The organism is Methyloversatilis sp., from assembly GCF_051861465.1.
In the GTDB taxonomy this organism is placed as follows: domain Bacteria; phylum Pseudomonadota; class Gammaproteobacteria; order Burkholderiales; family Rhodocyclaceae; genus Methyloversatilis.
Window position 1 is genome coordinate 252,651 of sequence record NZ_JBHYCQ010000006.1, and the last position, 19,732, is coordinate 272,382.

Here is a 19,732-nt window from a genome sequence, read left to right on the forward strand (position 1 = left end):
TCATGCCGTATCGCAGCGCAGTCCCGGGACATAACAGTAGGCGCCGGAGCGAGGATCACGCACGTAGCTCAACAGTTGCCGACGGTTCGGTGCGCCGCCCGGGGGGCGGAGCGACACGTGCACCCAACCCGAATTCGGGCCCTTGGCCGGGTCGTAGCACTCGCAGATGATCTGGTCGAATACCTTGATGTGCGCCGCCACCCACTCGGCAAGTGTGATCGTGGCGACACCGACGATTTCGATGTCGCATGCCTCACCGCGTGCATGCTGGCTGCTGCTGACCCAGCTCGACGGCTTGCGCTTCAGGGCGCGTTCGAGGGCCTGGCTGCGGAACACGCTGTTCGGCGAGAAGCTGCCGAACTTCGTGCGCACCGGCTCGAGCACCTCGCGCGCCAGATGTACCGCGGCGCGCAGCTCGGCATCCGACGGAAAGGCGTTCGGAATGCCCTGGCGCGATGCAATGTCGGAGCGGGTCAGTTCGTACAGCCGGAAGTGCGGCGACACCTTGTCCCGCGGCTGGCAGCCGGCGATGTGCAGCGCGCCGAGCGCCACCTTTGCCAGATCGCGGTCACTCATGGCAGCTCCCGGAAGCGATTGCGCATGCCGACCAGCGCCGAAATCACCGGCTTCAGTCCGTCGTCTTCACTGCGCGATGGTGCTGCATCTCCGCCATCGAGCAGTGCGACCATGAAATCGAAGTTTTCGGTGATCGATGCGCGCTCCCGCGGGCTGGCGCCGCGGCGAAACGCGTTCAGGTATTCGTTCAGCACGCGGTCGAATTTTTCATCGATGACGTCGGTGCGGACTGGCGCGCGCTTCGCCGGCTTGCGGGCCGGCGCGCGCGAACGTTTGCCGGCCGGCTTGTCGGGCGGTGCCGGCAGCGCTTCTGTGATCATCGCCAGCAGCCGGCAATCGGCGATGCCGGTCGCCAGCCACAGGCCGGGCTCGTCGCAATACTCGGCCTCGCACGCGACGCGGATGCGTTCCGCCTCGCTGAGCAACGCGTCACGTGCCCACAGCGGTGTGTAATCCGGATCACCCGCCGTGGCGAACAGGTCGGCCAGTGCGCTGTTGACGAACGGGTAGGCGCTGCTGTGCCCCTCCATTTCGAATGCGTCGCGATAATAGGTGGCCATGTTGACCAGCGACTCCTGGCGCTCCTGTCCCGTGGTCACCAGCGCAAGCCGCTTGCATGCGGCACCCATCATGTTCAGGCGTTCCGGTGTGCGGGCGCGCTGGATCAGCAGATCCAGCTCCATGATGGCGGCGATGATCGAGGTGCGCAGCGATTCGCGCAGGGCTTCGTCCGGCGCGCCGCTGGCGAGGGAGTCCAGCCAGCGCCGTCCCGCCAGGCGAACGCGGAAATTCGCGCACTGTTCGACCACCCGGATCGGGCAATCGCCCTTGCTGGCCGACAGCGCAGCGTCGAGATGTTCGATCGCCCGCGCGTAGTCACCGATCTCGCCCCAAAGGAAGCCGAGCGCCGCCCGCACATCGGCACGGGCCAGCCACCTTTCGCGGCTCGCGTCGGGCACGCGGTCGAACAGTGCGTCGACGCTGCCCTGCAGCCACCTGCCGTCGGTTGCGGACGACTGCATGCGCACCGACTCGCGCATGTTGTCGAGATGGCTGACCAGCTCGGCATGCGAGTGCAGCGGTCCGGCCGGTCGGGCGGTCGAGCGCGCGCTGTCGCCCTGCGCGCGCAGCAGGCGGAAGCCCGGGTCGCCGTAGCACTGGTAGGCGCCGAATGTATTCGACTGCGGATGCTGCTGCACGCAGGCGCGTCGCGCCGCCCGCACGGACTCGCCGAAGGTGTCGCCGGCCAGCATGCGCTGATAGAACGTGGCGGCAAAGGTCTTGGCGGCATCGTCATCGACCGCCCAGCCGGCCGCCACCACCGCTTTCACGCCCATGCGGATGAACTGCACCCCCAGATTGGCGGCCAGCGCGGGGAAGGCCTGCTTGTCCAGCGAGCGTGTCTTGCCGAGGTGACAGCAGTTGATGAACACCAGCTCGGGTACATAGCGCATCTGTTCGACATCCCCCGGCGTGAGCAGTACGCCGTGGCCGATCACCATGCCCGATAGCGGCTTGTCACTGGCCGGCGTCGGTGCGCCGTGGTGCCCCTCGACCCGATAGTCGTGTTCGCCGTGACCGGCCAGATGCAGGATGCGCCAGCGGCGCCGGTGCAGGCTTTCGAGAATGTCGGTATGGGTCGCGTCGATGCAGGCGTCGGTCTGGTAGCCCAGTTCGGTCAGACATTCGGCAACGTGCTGCGCTTCGTCGCGCGCGCCCGGCAGGTCGATGAACTTGTCCCAGCCTTCCAGATCCGGGTGGCCGATGACCAGTGCCGACAGTTCGGTGCCGTGCACCGGCTGCGCCCGGAACTCCGGCGTTCGGAGGGTGCGCAGCAGGCCGCTGCGGGCGGCCGGCGGCAGCGGATTGGTCGCCCAGCGATCTTCCAGCAACTCCCACGGGTAGGCGGCCGATTTTTCGTCGAGCACCAGCAGCAGGTTGTGGTTTTCCGGTGCAAGCTCCTTGAGCCGGTTGGGCAGCAGCATGTCGAACAGCGTGCGCGCCGCTTCGCGATTGCGACCGGGTTGCGTGCACGCGCGCTCGATGAACTTGGCGGCCAGCGACAGCTGGCCCAGGCCTATGGTTTCCTCGGCACGCGCACGGTTGGTCGACGACACGAAGCGCAGCCGCGTGTCTTCCGGGTCGGTGCTGATTTCCAGCCGGTGCCACCAGTCGCCGTCGCTGTCGAAGCTGACCCGGCGGCGCCCGCCGTCACCCGCGTGCACGGTCTGTTCCGGCCAGCGCACGTCGGCGCCGAAATCGACCGATGCCAGCACGTCATCCAGCGCATCGGCGGCATTGATGGTCACGTCCTGGAACAATTCGATCAGTTGCAGTTTCGACAGGTAGATGCGGTCCCCCAGACCGGCATCGATCAACCGGCGATTGGTGTTCACGACCGCGCGCAGCAGCGCCTCGATCGAATCGCGCAAGGTCATGCCGCCGGCACCGCTGCCGATCAACACCGTGCTCAGCCCCATCGAACGCATGTCGGCGGCACGGATCGGACGTTTCGCCTCCGGCATCTGCACCAGTTCGAAACAGTAGGTCAGCAGTGCGTCCGACACCGTGGATTCGAGTCGGCCGGGCGACAAGGTGCCCAGTTCGCCCAGGCCGACGACGATGGCCGCGACCGGACGCGCTTCGGGCGTGTCGTTGTAGAACAAGGCACTGCTGCCGATCTGCCCTGGATACAAGCCCAGATCCATGCGTTGCGTCAGCGGCCCCACCTGCTCGCCGGGACGAGTCAGCTGTTTGTCGAGCGCGCGTTCGGCGCTGACGATGCTGTCGCCCAGATAGTGGCCCACCATCAGCGGATGCTTGACGTAGCTCAGGTCGCCATGGGTGAGCTGCACCTCGAGTCCGGGCAGTGCAGGCGCTTCGGTGGGCTGCGGACTGCCCGGACCGAAGCCCAGACGCTCGACCTCGGCCGCCGTCGGGATGGAGTCGAGCACGGGGGCCGATGTGCCGTGCGCGCCGCCGGCGACCGCCGCACGCGCACCGCGCGCCGTTCCGATGCTGCGCGGCAGCCGCGTGGTCGAGCCCTTGAGCAGCAGATCGGTGTAGCCGGCGAAGGTCTTGCGGCCGAAGTCGTACGAGCACAGCGCGTCGTGCGCGGTGTCCTCGGCGAAATACATCGGCACGCCGGGCAGTCGCCCGGACGCCCAGGTGACCGTGCCATCGCCTTCCGGCGTGTGCGGAAACACCAGCTTGCGACGGTTGAAGCGGAAGGCGCCGTCATCGTCGATCAGTTCGTGGCCGCACACGGTTTCGGGCTGCACGCCCGCGACATAGATCATGTGCTGCGCATCGACCGCGCCGGCCAGCGCGTCCCAGGTGCGCCGCGCACCGCGCAGCACGCCCGCATCGGCCAGCTTCCAGCGCTCGCCCAGACCGTCACGCATGCCGGCCCACAGTGCGGGATCGTCATAACCCGGCGCCGATCCGCCGGCAGGGAAGGGCAGCAGTTCGACCAGCCCGGGGTAGCGCCGGACGATGTCGATGATGCCGTCGCGGCTGTTCAACAGATCGAGCAGCATCAGCTTGAACTGCGTCGGGTTGCGTCCGGTCAGCCAGCGCACCGCTTCGTGCGAGCCATGATTGGGCGTGCCCAGCATCAACAGGCGGCTGTTCGGCAGCTCGCAGACGCGCCGCCACACTTCCGCGCCCTTGCGGTCGGCGATCATGGCGCGCACCACGAGACCGCCCATCGAATGCGCCACGATGTGCAGCGCCTGCTGCTGCGCCTGCAGGTCAGGCAGCCAGAGCGTGAGCTGTTCGGCCAGCTGCGCCGCGGCTGCCTGCACCGAATTGCGCCAGTCATAGGCGAAGAACTCGACCCGATGGGTCTGCGCCAGATGCATCATCAGCGGCGCATAGAAACTGTCGACCAGACCATCGACCTCGATCTGCGCCGCATCGATGCCGATCTTTTCCAGTCCGCCGAATGCCAGCGATTTGTAGTCCAGCCACACGCGATCGCCATCGGCCTTCAGCGAACTGCCCATCGTGCCGGGCAGCACGACGGCCAGCGGTTTCGGCAGCCCGCCGGCGCGGCTGCGCGCAATCGCGCTGCGCCAGGCCGGCGGCGTCGGCGGCCGCTCGCTGATCGGGCGAAAGCCCGCGTCGGAGCCGTCTGCGCGGGTCAGACCCTGCAGCAGCCAGTCGACCGAGCGGGCATTGTGGAAGTAGCTGAAGTGATCGACCGCGTCGCCCTGGTCCATCTGCTGCCGGGCACCGTGTTCCGGGCGCGTGATGCCGCCGAACATCGATCCGGTATTCACCACCAGATCGTGTTCGCCCTTGTAGAACCAGTCGGTCACGAACACCTTCAGCGCCGACAGGATGGAGTGGCCACGTTCGATGTCGCCGGCGATCACCGTCAGATCGGACTCGGTGCGGGTTTCCGGATGGTTCAGCAGTCGCACGACGGCCGAGCCGGGCATCATCGCTTCGAGGCCGGGCAGCACGCGCGGGTCGGTACGCTCGCGCAGCACGGCCGCCATGAAGTCGAGCGCCTCGGGTGCCAGCGGCACATGCTGCAGACCGGCGATGCGGCTGGCGTTGAGCAGCAGCGAAAACCAGCGGTCCAGCCGGCCGGAGGCGAGCGTGGTGCCCATGGCCGGGCAGGCGACGCGCACGAAGCGCGTGATCCGGAACTGCTTCGCATCGAGCACTTCGGCCAGCTTCAGCAGCGCGTCCCGGTCGGCGGCGTAGTCTTCCTTCAGCCGCTTTTCGCCGGCTTCGTCCAGCGGTTCGATGTTCAGCTGTTGCGCGATCGACACGTCGCCCACGAACAGCCGCTTCAGTACTTCGGCGCGAAGCGGGTCGCTGCTGCGCACACGCTGCCCCAGACACAGCAACTCGCCGACCAGGCCACCGCGCGAGTGGCTGACCAGATGCAGCGTGGCGCCCTGCGGCAGCGATTCGGCCAGTTCGAGCGCGTTCTGGATCGGACTGACAGTGAGTGTGCGGTGTTCGAAGGCATGGATGCCTTCGCCATAGACACTCGCCAGTCGCGCGCAGGCGGCGTTGCCGCGCGGGTTGTCGTCAGCCGCCAGCTTGCCGAAACTGCCGTCGAAGCTCGATGCCGTGCCATGCAGGAACACCAGCAGCGGCGTGTCGTCCGTCGCGTCGACCCGGTCGATCTTCGCGCCGAGCGCAGCGTTCTCGATGTCGCAGCGATACAGACCCGGCTCGCGCCCGAGGATTTTCCGCTCGAAGCGCGTCGCGAGCCGGCGGGCGACGAATTCCTGCGCCTTGTCCTTCAGGTCGATGCCGAAGAATTCGATCACGCGGGTCGCCAGACCGAGCGCACTGCCCAGCCCGCGGCTGCCCGGAGTGTGTGCGTTCAGGTCGCCGATGTCCCACAACACCTCGCCATCGCTGCGCGTTTCGGCCTTCGAACCCGCCTCCTGCATCAGGTCGTCGGCGCGTATCCAGAGCTCGAAGCCGTTGTCGAGCGTGACCCGGGCAATTGCATCAGCCGGTATGACAGCCGGTTCGGCCGCTCCGGCGGCACGACTTCCGCCGGGTTGCACCGAGCCCAGCGGTGTGAACGTGACTTCCGATCCGGATGGTGTGCTGACCGGCGCTCCCTTGCGCGCGCGGATGCTGAAACGCTCGTACTTCGACTGTTTCATTGTCCTGACCTCCTGCTGTTGTTCTTGTGTCGCGCGCTGCCGTCGCCAGGCGCTCAGTTCACGGACGCCCCGGATGATCGGGACAGGGTGACAACCGACGTTTCACCACTGTTGTAGCGCAGCGTGCCGGTCATCGTGCTGCTGTTGGCGACGCGCAGGCTGAGGCTGCCGGTGTTGATCATCACGTTGCCGTTGGCAAAGATGTTCAGTGCGAAATTCACGTCGCGCTCGTACGCTTCGCCCGCCCCTTCGAAATGGATGTCGGTCACGCCCTGGCCGTAGGTCTGGATCAGCACAGCGTTGTACACCTGCCACACCGGGTGCTGCGTGACGTTGATGCGCGGGCTGCGCAACGTCAGGTCGTTGCCCTGTCGGGTCAGCGTCAGCGGAATCCGCTCGCCCTGTGCATCGACCATGGTCCAGTTGCCGGTCAGGTCGCGCTCGGGTTCCGGCGCGGGCGCAGCGGGAGTGGGGGTGGGCAGGCTGGCGACCGCAACCGGCGCGACGGGTGCCGGAGCCGGGTCATCGGCGACGAACGGCGGGGGCGGCGGGGCGGGCTGGGGTGTGGTCTCCTCCTCGCCGACGAATACCGCGACGATGAGGATGAAGGTGAAGAAAATCCCGACCCCCCAGACCAACTTGCGCGCGGCACCGATGACGCGGCCGACCGGCTTCTTGAAGCTTTCCGGGAGCGGCAGATCGTCGTCGCCGGTGACGCTCCGGTTCGAGGTGGACTGGGTCGTGCTGTCCGTCGCCGCGCTGCGCATCGGCATGCCGGGCAGCTTTTCCAGCACGCCGCACAACTCGCCGAAGTCATACTGCCAGCGCTTGTCGGTCATTTCGTGTGCGTTGCGTCGGCCGAGCGCCGACAGCTCTTCCGGCAGTTCGGCTGCGTCGGGCATGACGGCGCCACCGACCAGCACGGGTATGACGCGCACGCCGCGCCGGGTCAGTGCGCGGGCAATCTCCATGCGTACAGGGTCATTCGGATTATCGAGCCGGCGCTTGCCCTGGGCGTCGGTCATCGACAGCCAGTGCGGACCGACCAGCACGAGCACGACGTTGCAGCGGTCAAGCTCGCGCTCGATGGCGTCGACGAAGTCCTCACCGGCCGCGATGCTTTCGAGGTCGCGGAAAACCTCCATGCCCGGAAAGGCCTGCAGCAGGTCCTCATGCAGCGTCTGTGCGTAGCCGCTGCTGTCCTTGCGTCGATACGAAATGAAAAGGCGTGCCATGCGTTATGGCCTCAGTGCGCGATGCAGGGGATGAAGGCCATGCGGCGCACCCTCACGGTGCCTGCGTCCGGGCAACTACCAGGCGCCGTGCCATTGACGGAACGGTCCTTGATGCCGATGCACGAGGCGACGCTGCTCATGGTGTGCTCCACGGGGCCCGCGCGGCATCCTGAATGTCCGTGCAGGGTCGATTTTCGGGCGACGTCGGCAGTCTAGGCGCTTGCAATCGCCTTGAAAACCCGCAAACCGGATGCACAGCGTGTCGTAGGTCATGAGGACGATGCTTGCCGCTATCATCCGGCCTGTTCACATATTCGCGCTGGCTCTGGTCTTCGAACGGACTGCCCGCCGCCCCCTGCTGAATGGACTGCGTACTGCTGACCCACGCCGATTGTCTCGGTCACCAACCCGGCGAGCGTCACCCGGAAGCACCGGCGCGGCTGACGGCGGTGCTCGATGGCATCGCCGCCGCCGGCCTGTTGCGCACCTGGCAACGCATCGATGCGCCCCGGGTCACCCGCGAGCAGCTCGAACGCGTGCATCACCCGGCTTATCTGGATGAGGTGGAGAACGTCGCGCCCGCGTCCGGCCTGCACAAACTCGATCCCGATACCGTCATGTCGCCCGGTTCGCTTGCGGCCGCGTCGCGCGCGGCCGGCGCCGTGGTGCATGCGGTCGATCTTGTGATGAGTGGCCGCACGCGCAGCGTGTTCTGCGCCACGCGCCCGCCCGGCCATCACGCCCGCGCGGGAGATGCGATGGGTTTCTGCCTCTATGGCAACGTGGCGGTCGGCATGGCGCACGCGCTGGCGGCACACGGCATCGAGCGCGTCGCGGTGGCCGACTTCGACGTGCATCGCGGCAACGGCACCGAGAGCATGTTCCGGCGCGAGCCGCGCGTGCTGATGGCCGACAGCTTCCAGCATCCGTATTACCCGCAGGGCAATTTTCCGGAACGGGCGGGTTATCTGCCCATGCGTCTGGCGGCAGGTGACGGCAGTGACGCTTTTCGCCGACACTGGACACAGACTGCGCTGCCCGCGCTGCGCGCCTTCAAGCCGCAGATCGTGTTCATTTCGGCCGGCTTCGATGCGCATCGGGACGATCCGCTGGCCAACATCCAGCTCGAAGCGGCCGATTACCGCTGGCTCACGCACGCGTTGCGCGACATCGCCGAAGCGTCGGGCAAGGGCCGCATCATTTCGACGCTGGAAGGTGGCTACGGCCTGGGCAATATCGGCGCGGCCGTGGCCGCACACCTGATGGCGCTTGGCGATTGCAGCCGCTGAGCCGCTACACTGGCCGTTGCAACGGAGATGGACTGACGGCATGAATATCGAATGGTGGCACTGGCTGGTCGCGGGTCTGGCGCTGATCCTGTTCGAACTGGCGGTGCCCGGCATGGTGCTGGTGTGGTTCGGCGTGGCTGCGGTGGCGATCGGCTTGCTGGTGGCCGCCCTGCCGGCGCTGTCGCTGACCCTGCTGCTCGGAGTGTGGACAGCACTGTCCTGCCTGCTGGTGTTTGTCTGGTTCAAGGTGTTCCGCACCGATCAGCACAAGACGCACGCCGGCATGTCGGATGGCGAGCAGATCGGCGAGGTCGGTCTGCTGGTCGGCGAGGTGACGCCTTATGGTCGCGGCAAGGTGCGCTTCCAGAAGCCGCTGCTCGGCAGCGATGTGTGGGAGTGCATCGCCGACGACACCATTGCGGCCGGCGAACGGGTGAAGGTGCTGTCGGTGGAAGGGTCGCTGCTCAAGGTGGGGCTGATCAACAAGGGAGTTTCGGCATGAGTTCGGGCATCGTCGTCGCCATCGCGATACTGGTTTTTGCTTTCGTCACGCTGGCCAAGGGCCTGCGCATCGTGCCGCAGGGCGAGGAGTGGATCGTGCAGCGGCTCGGCAAGTACCAGAGCACGCTGTTGCCGGGCCTGAACATCATCATTCCCTACCTCGATGACGTGGCCTACAAGGTGATCACCAAGGACATCATTCTGGACGTGCAGGAGCAGGAGGTGATCACGCGCGACAACGCGGTGATCCGCACCAATGCCGTGGCGTTCATCAAGGTGACCGACCCGGTCAAGGCGGTCTATGGCGTGACCGACTTTTCCGAAGCCATCCGCAACCTGATCATGACCACGCTGCGCTCCATCGTCGGCGAAATGGATCTGGATCAGGCGCTGTCGAGCCGCGACAAGATCAAGATCCGTCTGCGCGAAAGCATCGCCGACGAGGCGATCGACTGGGGCCTGACCGTGAAATCGGTGGAGATTCAGGACATCAATCCGTCGGATTCGATGCAGCGCGCGATGGAACAGCAAGCCAGCGCGGAGCGCGAACGCAAGGCCATGGTGACCCGCTCGGAAGGGCAGAAGCAGTCGATGATTCTGGAAGCCGAAGCGCGCCTTGAATCGGCCAAGCGGGATGCCGCCGCACAGGTCACGCTCGCCGAGGCCAGTGCCGAGTCGATCCGTCGCGTCACGGTGTCGCTCGGCGAACAGCAACTGCCGATGATGTATCTGCTGGGCGAAAAATACGTGGCTGCGCTGGGTAAGCTAGGCGAATCGCCGAATGCCAAGATCGTCGTGCTGCCGGCCGACCTGCAGGATGCGGTGGCCGGCATCTTTGCGCGGGCGCAGGGGAAATAGTAGTCGCCGCAGATGGACACTGGAGCAACGGATCGCGGCGGGTGAGATCGCACGGGGTGCTTTAAGCGCCGGTTTCTCGGGCTGCCTGGGCCAACAGTATTTAACTGATCCGCTTCTATCGACGGTTCAGCTTTCCGGAAGACTTCACCTATGTCCGACATCGAACGCGAATCCATGGACTTCGACCTGCTGGTCGTCGGCGCGGGTCCGGCCGGACTGGCGGCGGCGATCCGCGCGAAGCAGAAAGCCACCGCGGCCGGCCATGAGCTGTCGGTCTGCGTCATCGACAAGGCGGCTGAAGTCGGCGCGCACATTCTGTCCGGCGCGGTCATGGATCCGCGTGCATTGACCGAGCTGCTGCCGGATTGGAAGGCGCTCGGCGCGCCGCTGCACACGCCGGTGACACAGGACAGGATGTACTTCCTGTCCGAAACCGGCGCGCGCGCGGTGCCGGGCGGACTGCTGCCACAAAGCTTCCACAACGATGGCAATTACATCGTGCGGCTGGGTCATGTCGTGAAGTGGCTGGGCGAACAGGCCGAAGCGCTGGGCGTGGACATCTTCCCCGGCTTTGCCGGCAGCGCGCCGCTGTTCGATGACGAGAACCGGGTGGCCGGCGTCATCACCGGCGACATGGGCGTCGGGCGGGATGGTACGCCGGGCAGCGCCTACCAGCCCGGCATGGCGTTGCGCGCGAAGTACACGTTGTTCGCCGAAGGCTGTCGCGGTCATCTGGGCAAGCAGCTGGAGGCGCGCTACCACCTGCGCGACGGCGTCGACCCGCAGACCTACGGCCTGGGCATCAAGGAATTGTGGGAAGTGCCCGCGGCGCAGAGTCAGCCCGGGCTGGTCGTCCATACCGCCGGCTGGCCGCTCGACAACGACACCTACGGCGGCGGCTTCATCTACCACCTGAAAGACAATCTGGTCGCCGTCGGTTACGTGGTCGGCCTCAATTACAGCAACCCGTGGCTGTCGCCGTACGAGGAATTCCAGCGCTACAAGACCCACCCGACGATCCGCAGCCACATAGAAGGCGGCACGCGGCTGGCGTACGGTGCGCGCGCCATCACGGCGGGCGGCCTGCAGAGCCTGCCGAAGCTGGTGTTCCCGGGCGGCGCGCTGATCGGCGACGACGCCGGCTTCCTGAACGCGGCACGCATCAAGGGCAGTCATGCGGCGATCAAGAGCGGCATGCTGGCCGCCGATGCCGCGGTCGATGCGCTCTTGGCGGGGCGTGCGCAGGACGCGCTGGACGCCTATCCGGCCGCATTCCGCATCAGCTGGCTGAGGGAAGAGCTGCACCAGACCCGCAACTTCAAGCCGTACATGAAGAAGGGACTGTGGCTGGGGTCCTTCCTGTTCGGTGCCGAGCAATTGCTGTTCAAGGGCAATGTGCCGTGGACGCTGCGCAACGAAGCCGACCACACCACGCTGGCGCCAGCGGCGACCCGCACGCCGATCGACTACCCGAAACCCGATGGCGTGTTGACCTTCGACCGCCTGTCGTCGGTCTTCCTGTCCAGCACCAACCACGAAGAGGACCAGCCCTGTCATCTGACGCTGAAGGACGCAGGCGTGGCCATCACCGTCAATCTGGCGGCCTACGAGTCACCCGAGCAGCGCTATTGCCCGGCCGGCGTGTATGAAATCGTCCGCGAATCCAGCGGGCCGCGGCTCCAGATCAACGCGCAGAACTGCGTCCACTGCAAGAGCTGCGACATCAAGGATCCGACGCAGAACATCCACTGGGTGACGCCGCAGGGTGGCGAAGGACCGATCTACAACGGGATGTAAGTGCATCGAGTCCGTTGTTGGGCATCGCTGCGCTCACCCCAACCTACGTTTCTTCACGTGGTCGGTGGGTAAGTTGGGGAGAGCGCAGCGATGCCCAACAACCCAGGCCTCCACAGCGTTTCAAACGCCCTGATCACAGTTCGCGCAGGCATCATCCGGGCTCGTGGGCCACGATCGTCAGGAGCTTGAATCATGAAGACACGCATCACCGACATGCTGGGCATCCGCTACCCCATCGTGCAGGGCGGCATGATGTGGGTGGGCACCGCAGAGCTGTCGTCGGCGGTATCGAATGCCGGCGGCCTCGGCATCCTGACCGCGCTGACCCAGCCGACGCCCGAGGCGCTGGCGAAGGAGATCGAACGCTGCCGCGGCATGACCGATGCACCGTTCGGCGTCAATCTGACGATCCTGCCGGCGATCAAGCCGCCACCCTACGAGGCCTATCTGGACGTGATTCTCGATGCCGGCATCCGCATTCTGGAAACCGCCGGCAACAATCCGAAAGCCTTCATCGACAAGGCCAAGGCGCGTGGTGTGACGCTGATCCACAAATGTGTGGCGGTGCGCCACGCACTGTCGGCGCAGCGCAACGGCGTGGACATCATCAGCATCGACGGCTTCGAATGCGCCGGCCATCCGGGGGAAGACGACGTGCCCGGCCTGGTGCTGATTCCGCTCGCGGTGCAGGCGCTCGATGTACCGGTCATCGCGTCGGGTGGCATTGGCGACGGTCGCGGCATGGCGGCCGCGCTCGCTCTCGGCGCCGAAGGCGTCAATATGGGAACGCGCTTCTGCGCCACGCAGGAGGCGCCGATCCACGACAACATCAAGCAGGCGCTGGTGAATGCCACTGAACGCGACACCCGGCTCATCCTGCGCAGCCTGCACAACACCGCGCGGGTGTTCCGCAATGCCGTGTCGGAAGAGGTTGCAGCGGCGGAAAGTCGGCCGGGCGGCTGCCAGTTCGAAGACATCCGGCCGCTGGTCAGCGGCGCCCGCGGCGCCGCCGCGCTGGCCGATGGCGACGTCGACGGCGGCATCATCACGGCCGGGCAGGTGGTGGGGCTGATCCATGACATTCCGACCTGCGACGTGCTGATCGCACGCATGGTCGCGGAGTGCCGGGAAAGCCTGCGCATTGCGGGCGAACGCGCCGCCTGAGACTGAACAGGACGACGGACCCCGTCCGGGGTCGCGTCGCGGCGGGCGCTGATCCGCGCTTGCGGACCGGCGGCAGCGCTTACTTCAGGATGGTTGCGAGCGAATCGGCCACGTAGTCGATATTCTTCGAATTCAGCGCAGCCAGGCAGATGCGGCCGGTACCGACGGCGTAGATGCCGAATTCGTCGCGCAGGCGATCGACCTGTGCAGCGTTCAGGCCGGTATAGCTGAACATGCCGCGCTGACGCACGACGAAGGAGAAGTCGCGCGCCACGCCGCGCGCGGCGAGCTTGTCGACCAGGCCGGTGCGCATGGCGCGGATGCGGTCGCGCATTTCACCCAGTTCCTGTTCCCACATGGCACGCAGTTCCGGCGTCGACAGCACGGCCGCGACCACTGCGCCGCCGTGTGTCGGCGGGTTGGAGTAGTTGGTGCGGATGGTGCGCTTCAACTGGCTCAGCACGCGGCCGGCTTCGTCCTTGCTCGCGGTCACGATGGACAGCGCGCCGACGCGCTCGCCGTACAGCGAGAACGACTTCGAGAACGAACTGGAAATGACGAAGCTCAGACCCGACTGCACGAACAGGCGCACCGCCACGGCGTCCTTCTCGATGTCGTCAGCGAAGCCCTGGTAAGCCATGTCGAGGAAGGGCACAAGATTGCGCGACTTGCACACCTCGACCACTTCGCCCCACTGCGCATCGGTCAGGTCGGCGCCGGTCGGGTTGTGGCAGCAGGCGTGCAGCAGCACGATGGCGTGGGCCGGCAGCGCCTTCAGGTGGGCGATCATCGCGTCGAACCGCACGCCGCGCGTGTCGGCGTCGAAATACGGATAGGTGTCGACCTCGAACCCGGCGGCTTCGAACAGCGCGCGATGGTTTTCCCAGCTCGGATCGCTGATGTACACCCTGGCCTGCGGCAGCAGGCGCTTCAGGAAGTCGGCACCGATCTTCAGCGCACCTGTACCGCCCAGCGCCTGGGCCGTGACCACGCGGCCGTCGGCCGTCAGCGCGGCGCCCGCGCCGAACAGCAGGTCCTGCACCGCCTTGTTGTAGGCCGGCGAACCTTCGATCGGCTGATAGCCGCGTGGCGGCGCATTCTTCATGCGCGCTTCTTCGGCCGTACGCACTGCGCGCAGCAGCGGCAGCTTGCCTGCGTCGTCGTAATACACGCCGACGCCCAGATTGACCTTGGTCGTGCGGGTGTCGGTGTTGAAAGCTTCGGTCAGACCCAGGATGGGGTCGCGCGGTGCCATGTCGACGGACGAGAAGACAGACGGGTTCATGCGTGGTGCTCCGGAGTGCGTGAGGTGGATGCCTCGAACTGAGGCGGATGCGTCATGTGCTTGAAAGATAGGCGTGAAACGGCGTGCTGTCTGCAGGCATGCGAACTCGTGCGATGCTTCGGCAGTCCTTGTCAGTACGTCTTGTGCAACGCAAAATTCTAACATGTCAGAAATCGCCGTCGCACCCGCGCTGTTAACGTTTGACAACAGCCCCTACAGGCTCCATCAGCCCTTTCCGCCCGCCGGCGATCAGCCGACGGCCATCGTCAAGCTGGTCGAGGGCATCGAAGACGGCCTGATGTTCCAGACGCTGCTCGGCGTGACCGGCTCGGGCAAGACCTACACGATGGCCAATGTCATCGCGCAACTGGGCCGCCCGGCGCTGGTCATGGCGCCGAACAAGACGCTGGCCGCCCAGCTGTATTCGGAATTCCGCGAGTTCTTCCCGGAAAACGCGGTCGAGTACTTCGTCAGCTACTACGACTACTACCAGCCGGAAGCCTACGTGCCGTCGAAGGACCTGTTCATCGAAAAGGACAGCGCGATCAACGAGCACATCGAACAGATGCGGCTGTCGGCGACCAAAAGTCTGCTCGAGCGGCGCGATGTGGTGATCGTGGCAACCGTATCGGCGATCTACGGCATCGGCGATCCGGTCGATTACCACGCGATGATCCTGCACCTGCGCGAGGGCGGCACGCTGCACCAGCGCGACATCATCGCCCGCCTGGTGCAGATGCAGTACCAGCGCAACGACATGGATTTCCGGCGCGGTGTGTTCCGCGTGCGCGGCGACGTGATCGACATCTTTCCGGCCGAACAGGCGGAAAACGCACTGCGCGTGTCGCTGTTCGACGACCAGATCGAGGAACTGTCGCTGTTCGATCCGCTGACCGGTCAGGTGAAGCAGAAGATCGGCCGCTTCACGGTCTATCCGTCGAGCCATTACGTGACGCCACGCGCCACCGTGCTGCGTGCGATCGACGCGATCAAGATCGAACTGGAACTGCGGTCGAAGGAATTCGTCAGCCAGGGCAAGCTGGTCGAGGCGCAGCGGATCGAGCAGCGCACCCGCTTCGATCTCGAAATGCTCAACGAACTGGGTTTCTGCAAGGGCATCGAGAACTATTCGCGTCACATGTCGGGCCGCCAGCCGGGCGATGCGCCGCCGACGCTGATCGACTATCTGCCGCCGGATGCGCTGATGTTCATCGACGAGTCGCATGTGACCATTCCGCAGATCGGCGGCATGTTCAAGGGCGATCTGGCGCGCAAGACCAATCTGGTCGATTTCGGCTTCCGCCTGCCGTCTGCGCTCGACAACCGGCCGCTGAAGTTCGACGAATTCGAAAAGCTGATGCCGCAGACCGTGTTCGTATCGGCCACGCCGTCGGCGTACGAGGCGGCGAACCAGGGACAGGTGGTGGAACAGCTGGTGCGGCCGACCGGGCTGATCGACCCGATGATAGAAATCCGACCGGCCATCACCCAGGTCGATGACCTGCTGGGCGAGATCCGCAAGCGGGTGGCGGTGCAGGAGCGCATTCTGGTTACCGTGCTGACCAAGCGGCTGGCCGAGGACCTGACCGACTACTTCGCCGAGAACGGCATCCGCGTGCGCTATCTGCATTCGGACATCGACACGGTGGAGCGGGTGGAAATCATCCGCGACCTGCGGCTGGGCGAATTCGACGTGCTGATCGGTATCAACCTGCTGCGCGAGGGGCTGGATATTCCCGAGGTGTCGCTGGTGGCGATTCTGGATGCCGACAAGGAAGGCTTCCTGCGCTCGGAGCGCAGCCTGATCCAGACCATAGGCCGGGCGGCCCGCCACCTGCACGGCACCGCCATCCTGTACGCCGATCAGATGACCGAGTCGATGAAGCGCGCCATCGGGGAAACCGAGCGGCGCCGCACCCGTCAGATCGCACACAACCTCGCGCAGGGCATCACGCCGCGCTCGGTGGTCAAACGCATCAAGGACATCATCGACGGCGTATACGACCAGGACGAAGTCGCGCGCGAACTGAAGGTGGCCGAGGAGCACGCCCGCTTCGAGTCCATGAGCGAGAAGGATCTGTCGCGCGAGATCAAGAAGCTGGAGAAGGAAATGATCGAACACGCGAAGAATCTCGAATTCGAGAAGGCTGCCGCGGCGCGCGACCGGCTGTTCAAGCTGCGCAGCGGTGCCTTCGGCGCCTGATGCGGATGCATCCGCCAGGCGTCGTTGTGGGTAACCGGATCATTCGACCGACCGCCTTCGTCACATGAAAAGACGCGCCTTGCTGGGCCTGCTGTCCGGCCTGCCGCTGCTCGCCGGCTGTTCCGCCACCGGTCTGCTGAATCTGCTGGCGCCGTCCGCGCACCGGCGCGAAGCCGGCATCGCCTACGGCACGCACCCGCGCATGAAGCTGGATGTCTATCGTCCGCTCGACACGTCGGGCCCGGCGCCGGTCGTCGTGTTTTTCTACGGCGGCAGCTGGAACGCCGGTCGGCGCGAGGACTACCTGTTCGTCGGCGCCGCGCTGGCCGAGCGCGGCATCGTCACGGTGATTCCCGATTACCGGCTGTACCCGGAAGTGGTGTATCCGGCCTTTCTCGACGATTGTGCCGCAGCCGTTGCCTGGGCGATGGACAACGCGGCGGCGCATGGCGCCGATCCCGGTCGGCTGCATGTGGCCGGACACAGCGCCGGCGCCTACAACGCCGCCATGCTGGCGCTGGACGCGCGCTGGCTGGGCAGGCTCGGTCGCGGGACTGACCGGCTGGCGGGACTGGTCGGTCTGGCAGGGCCTTACGATTTCCTGCCCATCGTCAATCCGGACGTCAAACCCGTATTCAACCGCCCGGGTGTCGAAGATCCGGCGCCCGCCGACTCGCAACCGCTCCGGCACGTGTCGGCCGCGGCGCCGCGCAGCCTGTTGATCGCCGCGCGGGAAGACGTTCTCGTCAATCCGCAACGCAACACCGGCGGTCTCGCGCAGGCCTTGCGCGATTCGGGTGTCGCGGTCGATGAGCGCTACTACGACGGGGTCAATCACCTGACCCTGGTGGGCGCCTTCGGCCGCCCGCTGCGCGGACTGGCCCCGGTCGTCGATGACGTGGCGGCTTTCGTCGGGACGGTGGTGGCGCAACCGCGTCCCTGAGGGTTGTTCAGAGACTCAGCGGCAGCGCAAGACACAGGCGAGTGCCCCCGTTACGGGCCGGCAACGGCCGCAGGCTCCCTCCGTGCAGATCGGCCACGCGCTGGGCGATTGCCAGACCGAGCCCGCCGATGCCGCCGCTCTTTCTTTGCAGCGGCGGATCACGCAAGGACTGTCCGCGTTCGAGTCGTTCGATCAGATCTTCAGGCAGCCCGGGGCCGGCATCTTCCACGACGATCTGCGCCAATACGCCGTTGCGACTCAGGCTGACGTGCACCGGCCCGGCGCCGGGTGCGTGACGCATGGCGTTGTCGATCAGGTTGGTCAAGGCGCGCTCGATCAGTTGCAGGTCGCCCTCGAGTTCAAGCCTTCCGGGTGGCGGTCCCTGAAGCATGACGGGCGGCTGGGCGCTGTCGGTCAGATCGAATTTCTGCACGGCGTCGGTCACCAGCTCGTCGAGCCGGAACCGCTCCCGGTTGAGCGACTGACCGCTCGACTGCAACGCGCACAGTTCGAACAGCTGTTGCGACAGCCGGCGCACCTTGTCGCTTTGCGCCAGCGCAGTCGACAGGATGCGATCGAACGTTGCCGGCGGCGACGAGCGGTGTCCGGCAAGTGCTTCGAGCTGACCGTGAAGCGCTGTCAGGGGCGACCGCAGATCATGCGCCACGCCCGCCATCATTTCCCGGTGTGCGTCGCTTTGCTGCTGTTCCCGCGTGCCCTGTGCCCGCAGCCTTTCGGTCATGTCCTCGAAAGCGCGTTCTATCGCCTGCACCTCGTCACCTTGCTGCATCGCGACGACGTCGCTGATGCCCGCGGTACCGGCGTCGTCCTTGCCGAAGCGGCGCATGCGGTGCGCGATGCGATGCAGGGGCCGCGTCAGCCGATGGAATGCGATGACCCCGCTCGCCACCGCGAGCAGGAGCCCCAGCGTGGCCGCGACCGCAGCGCCCTGCCAGACGCGCTGCAGGCTGGATTGACCGGCCACAAGCGTGCGCGCCTGACCGTCGAGCACGATGTAGAGGTAACCGGGCGGCTTCGGGTCGCCGGGTCGCGGCGCAAACATCGCAGTGCTGAAAATGCGGGACACGCCGACGTCCATCGGATCGGTGCCGAACAGCGGCAAGGGCGCGCCGTCGAGAAACTGCTGAACCGGAGCCAGATCGACCTGCGGCTGCCGCACCATGCCGGGCTCGCCGATGTAGTGGGCGACGCGTCCGTCGGCGTCCAGCACATAGACCTGAACGCCTGGATTGACGACCATCAGCATCGACAGCAGGGTTTCGCGGGCCGACCGGTCGGCGGCGTCCGCATCAGTCCGTGCAATGTCCGGCCAGTGTTCGATGATGTGCCGGGCCAGCCCGTGCGACAGGCGTTGCAGCGACTCCTTTTCGTGTTGTGCCGCGACCTGCCGTCCGAGCAGGCCGACAAATGCGCCATAGGCGAGCAGCAGCAACGCCATGGTGACGATGAGACGTGTCGCGAAGGAGGGCGAACGCATCACGGCACGGTGTCCTCGAATCGGTAGCCCACGCCCCAGACCGTCACGATGCGCTGCGGATTTCTCGGGTCGTCCTCGATCTTGTTGCGCAAGCGGTTGATGTGCGAATTGACCGTGTGTTCGTACCCATCAAAGCCGGGTCCCCAGACGCGCTGCAACAGACTGCCGCGACTGAAGGCCTGCCCGGGATGCCGTGCCAGAAAGTGCAGCAGATCGAATTCGCGCAAGGTGAGCGGGATCGGCACGTCATCGCGCGCCAGTTCGCGTCGCTGCGTGTCAAGTCGAAACGATCCGAAGCGCACGTCAACGGCGACCGAAGGTGCACTGCGCAGCTGCTCGACACGGCGCAGCAGCGCACGTACGCGTGCCACCAGTTCGAGCATCGAGAAGGGTTTGGCGAGGTAGTCGTCGGCACCGAGTTCGAGCCCGAGCACGCGGTGAGCCTCCGCCGAACGGGCACTCAGCATGATGACCGGAATATCCGCGTGCCGTGCCTTGAGGTGGCGACAGACGTCCCATCCGTCCGCACCCGGCAACATCAGGTCGAGCAGCACCAGGTCCCAGCGCCGGCGATCGATGGCGGCGATGGCCTGCAGACCGTCCGATTCGCGGTGCAGGCGGTACCCTGCGCCTTCCAGATGGAGACGCAAGGTACCCGCGATGGCGTTGTCGTCCTCGACAAGCAACACATGCTCGTTCATCGGTCTGGCGCCCGGCAGGCTGAAAAATCGAGACTAGCAG

14 protein-coding genes are annotated in these 19,732 nt (G+C 66.0%); 7 read left to right on the forward strand and 7 right to left on the reverse strand.

Annotation, left to right across the window (positions count from 1 at the left end; all coding sequences use genetic code 11):
• From ACTIFF_RS10995 to ACTIFF_RS11010, 4 genes are read right to left on the reverse strand one after another with little or no spacing between them, the layout of a single operon-like run.
• On the reverse strand, positions 1-576 hold the full coding sequence (locus tag ACTIFF_RS10995) for a D-Ala-D-Ala carboxypeptidase family metallohydrolase (RefSeq protein WP_439536866.1): 576 nt from the start codon (positions 574-576) through the stop codon (positions 1-3).
• Positions 573-6,218, reverse strand: a complete 5,646-nt coding sequence (locus ACTIFF_RS11000) for a CHAT domain-containing protein (RefSeq protein WP_439536867.1) — start codon at positions 6,216-6,218, stop codon at positions 573-575. The genes ACTIFF_RS10995 and ACTIFF_RS11000 overlap by 4 nt, the downstream gene beginning before the upstream one ends.
• A gap of 53 nt (positions 6,219-6,271) precedes the next feature.
• Complete coding sequence (locus tag ACTIFF_RS11005) at positions 6,272-7,453, reverse strand: toll/interleukin-1 receptor domain-containing protein (RefSeq protein ID WP_439536868.1); 1,182 nt, start codon at positions 7,451-7,453, stop codon at positions 6,272-6,274.
• An 11-nt stretch (positions 7,454-7,464) separates the two neighbouring features.
• Positions 7,465-7,593: a hypothetical protein gene (locus tag ACTIFF_RS11010; RefSeq protein ID WP_439536869.1), complete on the reverse strand. Its 129-nt coding sequence runs from the start codon at positions 7,591-7,593 to the stop codon at positions 7,465-7,467.
• 222 nt (positions 7,594-7,815) lie between these two features.
• Here ACTIFF_RS11010 and ACTIFF_RS11015 point away from each other — a divergent pair, with 222 nt between their 5' ends.
• The 5 genes from ACTIFF_RS11015 (at position 7,816) to ACTIFF_RS11035 (ending at position 13,062) form a co-directional block, all read left to right on the forward strand.
• On the forward strand, positions 7,816-8,742 hold the full coding sequence (locus ACTIFF_RS11015; protein ID WP_439536870.1) for a histone deacetylase family protein: 927 nt from the start codon (positions 7,816-7,818) through the stop codon (positions 8,740-8,742).
• 40 nt (positions 8,743-8,782) lie between these two features.
• The gene (locus ACTIFF_RS11020; RefSeq protein WP_439536871.1) at positions 8,783-9,244 is read left to right on the forward strand and encodes an NfeD family protein; all 462 of its coding nucleotides are present in this window, start codon (positions 8,783-8,785) and stop codon (positions 9,242-9,244) included.
• Complete coding sequence (locus ACTIFF_RS11025; protein WP_306475866.1) at positions 9,241-10,101, forward strand: SPFH domain-containing protein; 861 nt, start codon at positions 9,241-9,243, stop codon at positions 10,099-10,101. Before ACTIFF_RS11020 ends, ACTIFF_RS11025 begins: the two co-directional genes overlap by 4 nt.
• A gap of 150 nt (positions 10,102-10,251) precedes the next feature.
• Positions 10,252-11,898 carry an electron transfer flavoprotein-ubiquinone oxidoreductase gene (locus ACTIFF_RS11030; RefSeq protein ID WP_439536872.1) on the forward strand — a complete coding sequence of 549 codons (1,647 nt, stop codon included), beginning with the start codon at positions 10,252-10,254 and terminating at the stop codon, positions 11,896-11,898.
• Positions 11,899-12,090: 192 nt separating this feature from the next.
• Positions 12,091-13,062 carry an NAD(P)H-dependent flavin oxidoreductase gene (locus tag ACTIFF_RS11035; protein ID WP_439536873.1) on the forward strand — a complete coding sequence of 324 codons (972 nt, stop codon included), beginning with the start codon at positions 12,091-12,093 and terminating at the stop codon, positions 13,060-13,062.
• Between the two features lie 79 nt (positions 13,063-13,141).
• On the opposite strand, the gene ACTIFF_RS11040 is transcribed toward ACTIFF_RS11035, so the two are convergent.
• A complete protein-coding gene (locus ACTIFF_RS11040) occupies positions 13,142-14,347 on the reverse strand; it encodes an aromatic amino acid transaminase (protein WP_439536874.1) in 1,206 nt (401 codons plus the stop codon).
• A gap of 163 nt (positions 14,348-14,510) precedes the next feature.
• On the opposite strand from ACTIFF_RS11040, the gene uvrB reads away from it, so the two are divergent.
• On the forward strand, positions 14,511-16,550 hold the full coding sequence (gene uvrB, locus ACTIFF_RS11045; protein WP_439536875.1) for an excinuclease ABC subunit UvrB: 2,040 nt from the start codon (positions 14,511-14,513) through the stop codon (positions 16,548-16,550).
• Between the two features lie 64 nt (positions 16,551-16,614).
• Entirely contained in the window at positions 16,615-17,493 is an 879-nt protein-coding gene (locus ACTIFF_RS11050) for an alpha/beta hydrolase (protein WP_439536876.1), read from the forward strand.
• 7 nt (positions 17,494-17,500) lie between these two features.
• Here the strand turns inward: ACTIFF_RS11050 and ACTIFF_RS11055 are convergent, their stop codons facing one another.
• Positions 17,501-18,991, reverse strand: a complete 1,491-nt coding sequence (locus ACTIFF_RS11055; RefSeq protein ID WP_439536877.1) for a HAMP domain-containing sensor histidine kinase — start codon at positions 18,989-18,991, stop codon at positions 17,501-17,503.
• A complete protein-coding gene (locus ACTIFF_RS11060) occupies positions 18,991-19,692 on the reverse strand; it encodes a winged helix-turn-helix domain-containing protein (RefSeq protein ID WP_439536878.1) in 702 nt (233 codons plus the stop codon). Before ACTIFF_RS11060 ends, ACTIFF_RS11055 begins: the two co-directional genes overlap by 1 nt.
• Between the last annotated feature and the right edge of the window lie 40 nt (positions 19,693-19,732).

What these genes read in the sequence shown, in the direction of transcription:
- ACTIFF_RS11015 (WP_439536870.1), top strand. Translation starts at nt 7,816, where the DNA reads ATGGACTGCGTACTGCTGACCCACGCCGATTGTCTCGGTCACCAACCC.
- ACTIFF_RS11040 (WP_439536874.1), bottom strand. Translation starts at nt 14,347, where the DNA reads ATGAACCCGTCTGTCTTCTCGTCCGTCGACATGGCACCGCGCGACCCC.
- ACTIFF_RS11020 (WP_439536871.1), top strand. Translation starts at nt 8,783, where the DNA reads ATGAATATCGAATGGTGGCACTGGCTGGTCGCGGGTCTGGCGCTGATC.
- ACTIFF_RS11005 (WP_439536868.1), bottom strand. Translation starts at nt 7,453, where the DNA reads ATGGCACGCCTTTTCATTTCGTATCGACGCAAGGACAGCAGCGGCTAC.
- ACTIFF_RS11035 (WP_439536873.1), top strand. Translation starts at nt 12,091, where the DNA reads ATGAAGACACGCATCACCGACATGCTGGGCATCCGCTACCCCATCGTG.
- uvrB (WP_439536875.1), top strand. Translation starts at nt 14,511, where the DNA reads ATGTCAGAAATCGCCGTCGCACCCGCGCTGTTAACGTTTGACAACAGC.
- ACTIFF_RS11025 (WP_306475866.1), top strand. Translation starts at nt 9,241, where the DNA reads ATGAGTTCGGGCATCGTCGTCGCCATCGCGATACTGGTTTTTGCTTTC.
- ACTIFF_RS11055 (WP_439536877.1), bottom strand. Translation starts at nt 18,991, where the DNA reads ATGCGTTCGCCCTCCTTCGCGACACGTCTCATCGTCACCATGGCGTTG.
- ACTIFF_RS11010 (WP_439536869.1), bottom strand. Translation starts at nt 7,593, where the DNA reads ATGAGCAGCGTCGCCTCGTGCATCGGCATCAAGGACCGTTCCGTCAAT.
- ACTIFF_RS11030 (WP_439536872.1), top strand. Translation starts at nt 10,252, where the DNA reads ATGTCCGACATCGAACGCGAATCCATGGACTTCGACCTGCTGGTCGTC.
- ACTIFF_RS10995 (WP_439536866.1), bottom strand. Translation starts at nt 576, where the DNA reads ATGAGTGACCGCGATCTGGCAAAGGTGGCGCTCGGCGCGCTGCACATC.
- ACTIFF_RS11060 (WP_439536878.1), bottom strand. Translation starts at nt 19,692, where the DNA reads ATGAACGAGCATGTGTTGCTTGTCGAGGACGACAACGCCATCGCGGGT.
- ACTIFF_RS11000 (WP_439536867.1), bottom strand. Translation starts at nt 6,218, where the DNA reads ATGAAACAGTCGAAGTACGAGCGTTTCAGCATCCGCGCGCGCAAGGGA.
- ACTIFF_RS11050 (WP_439536876.1), top strand. Translation starts at nt 16,615, where the DNA reads ATGAAAAGACGCGCCTTGCTGGGCCTGCTGTCCGGCCTGCCGCTGCTC.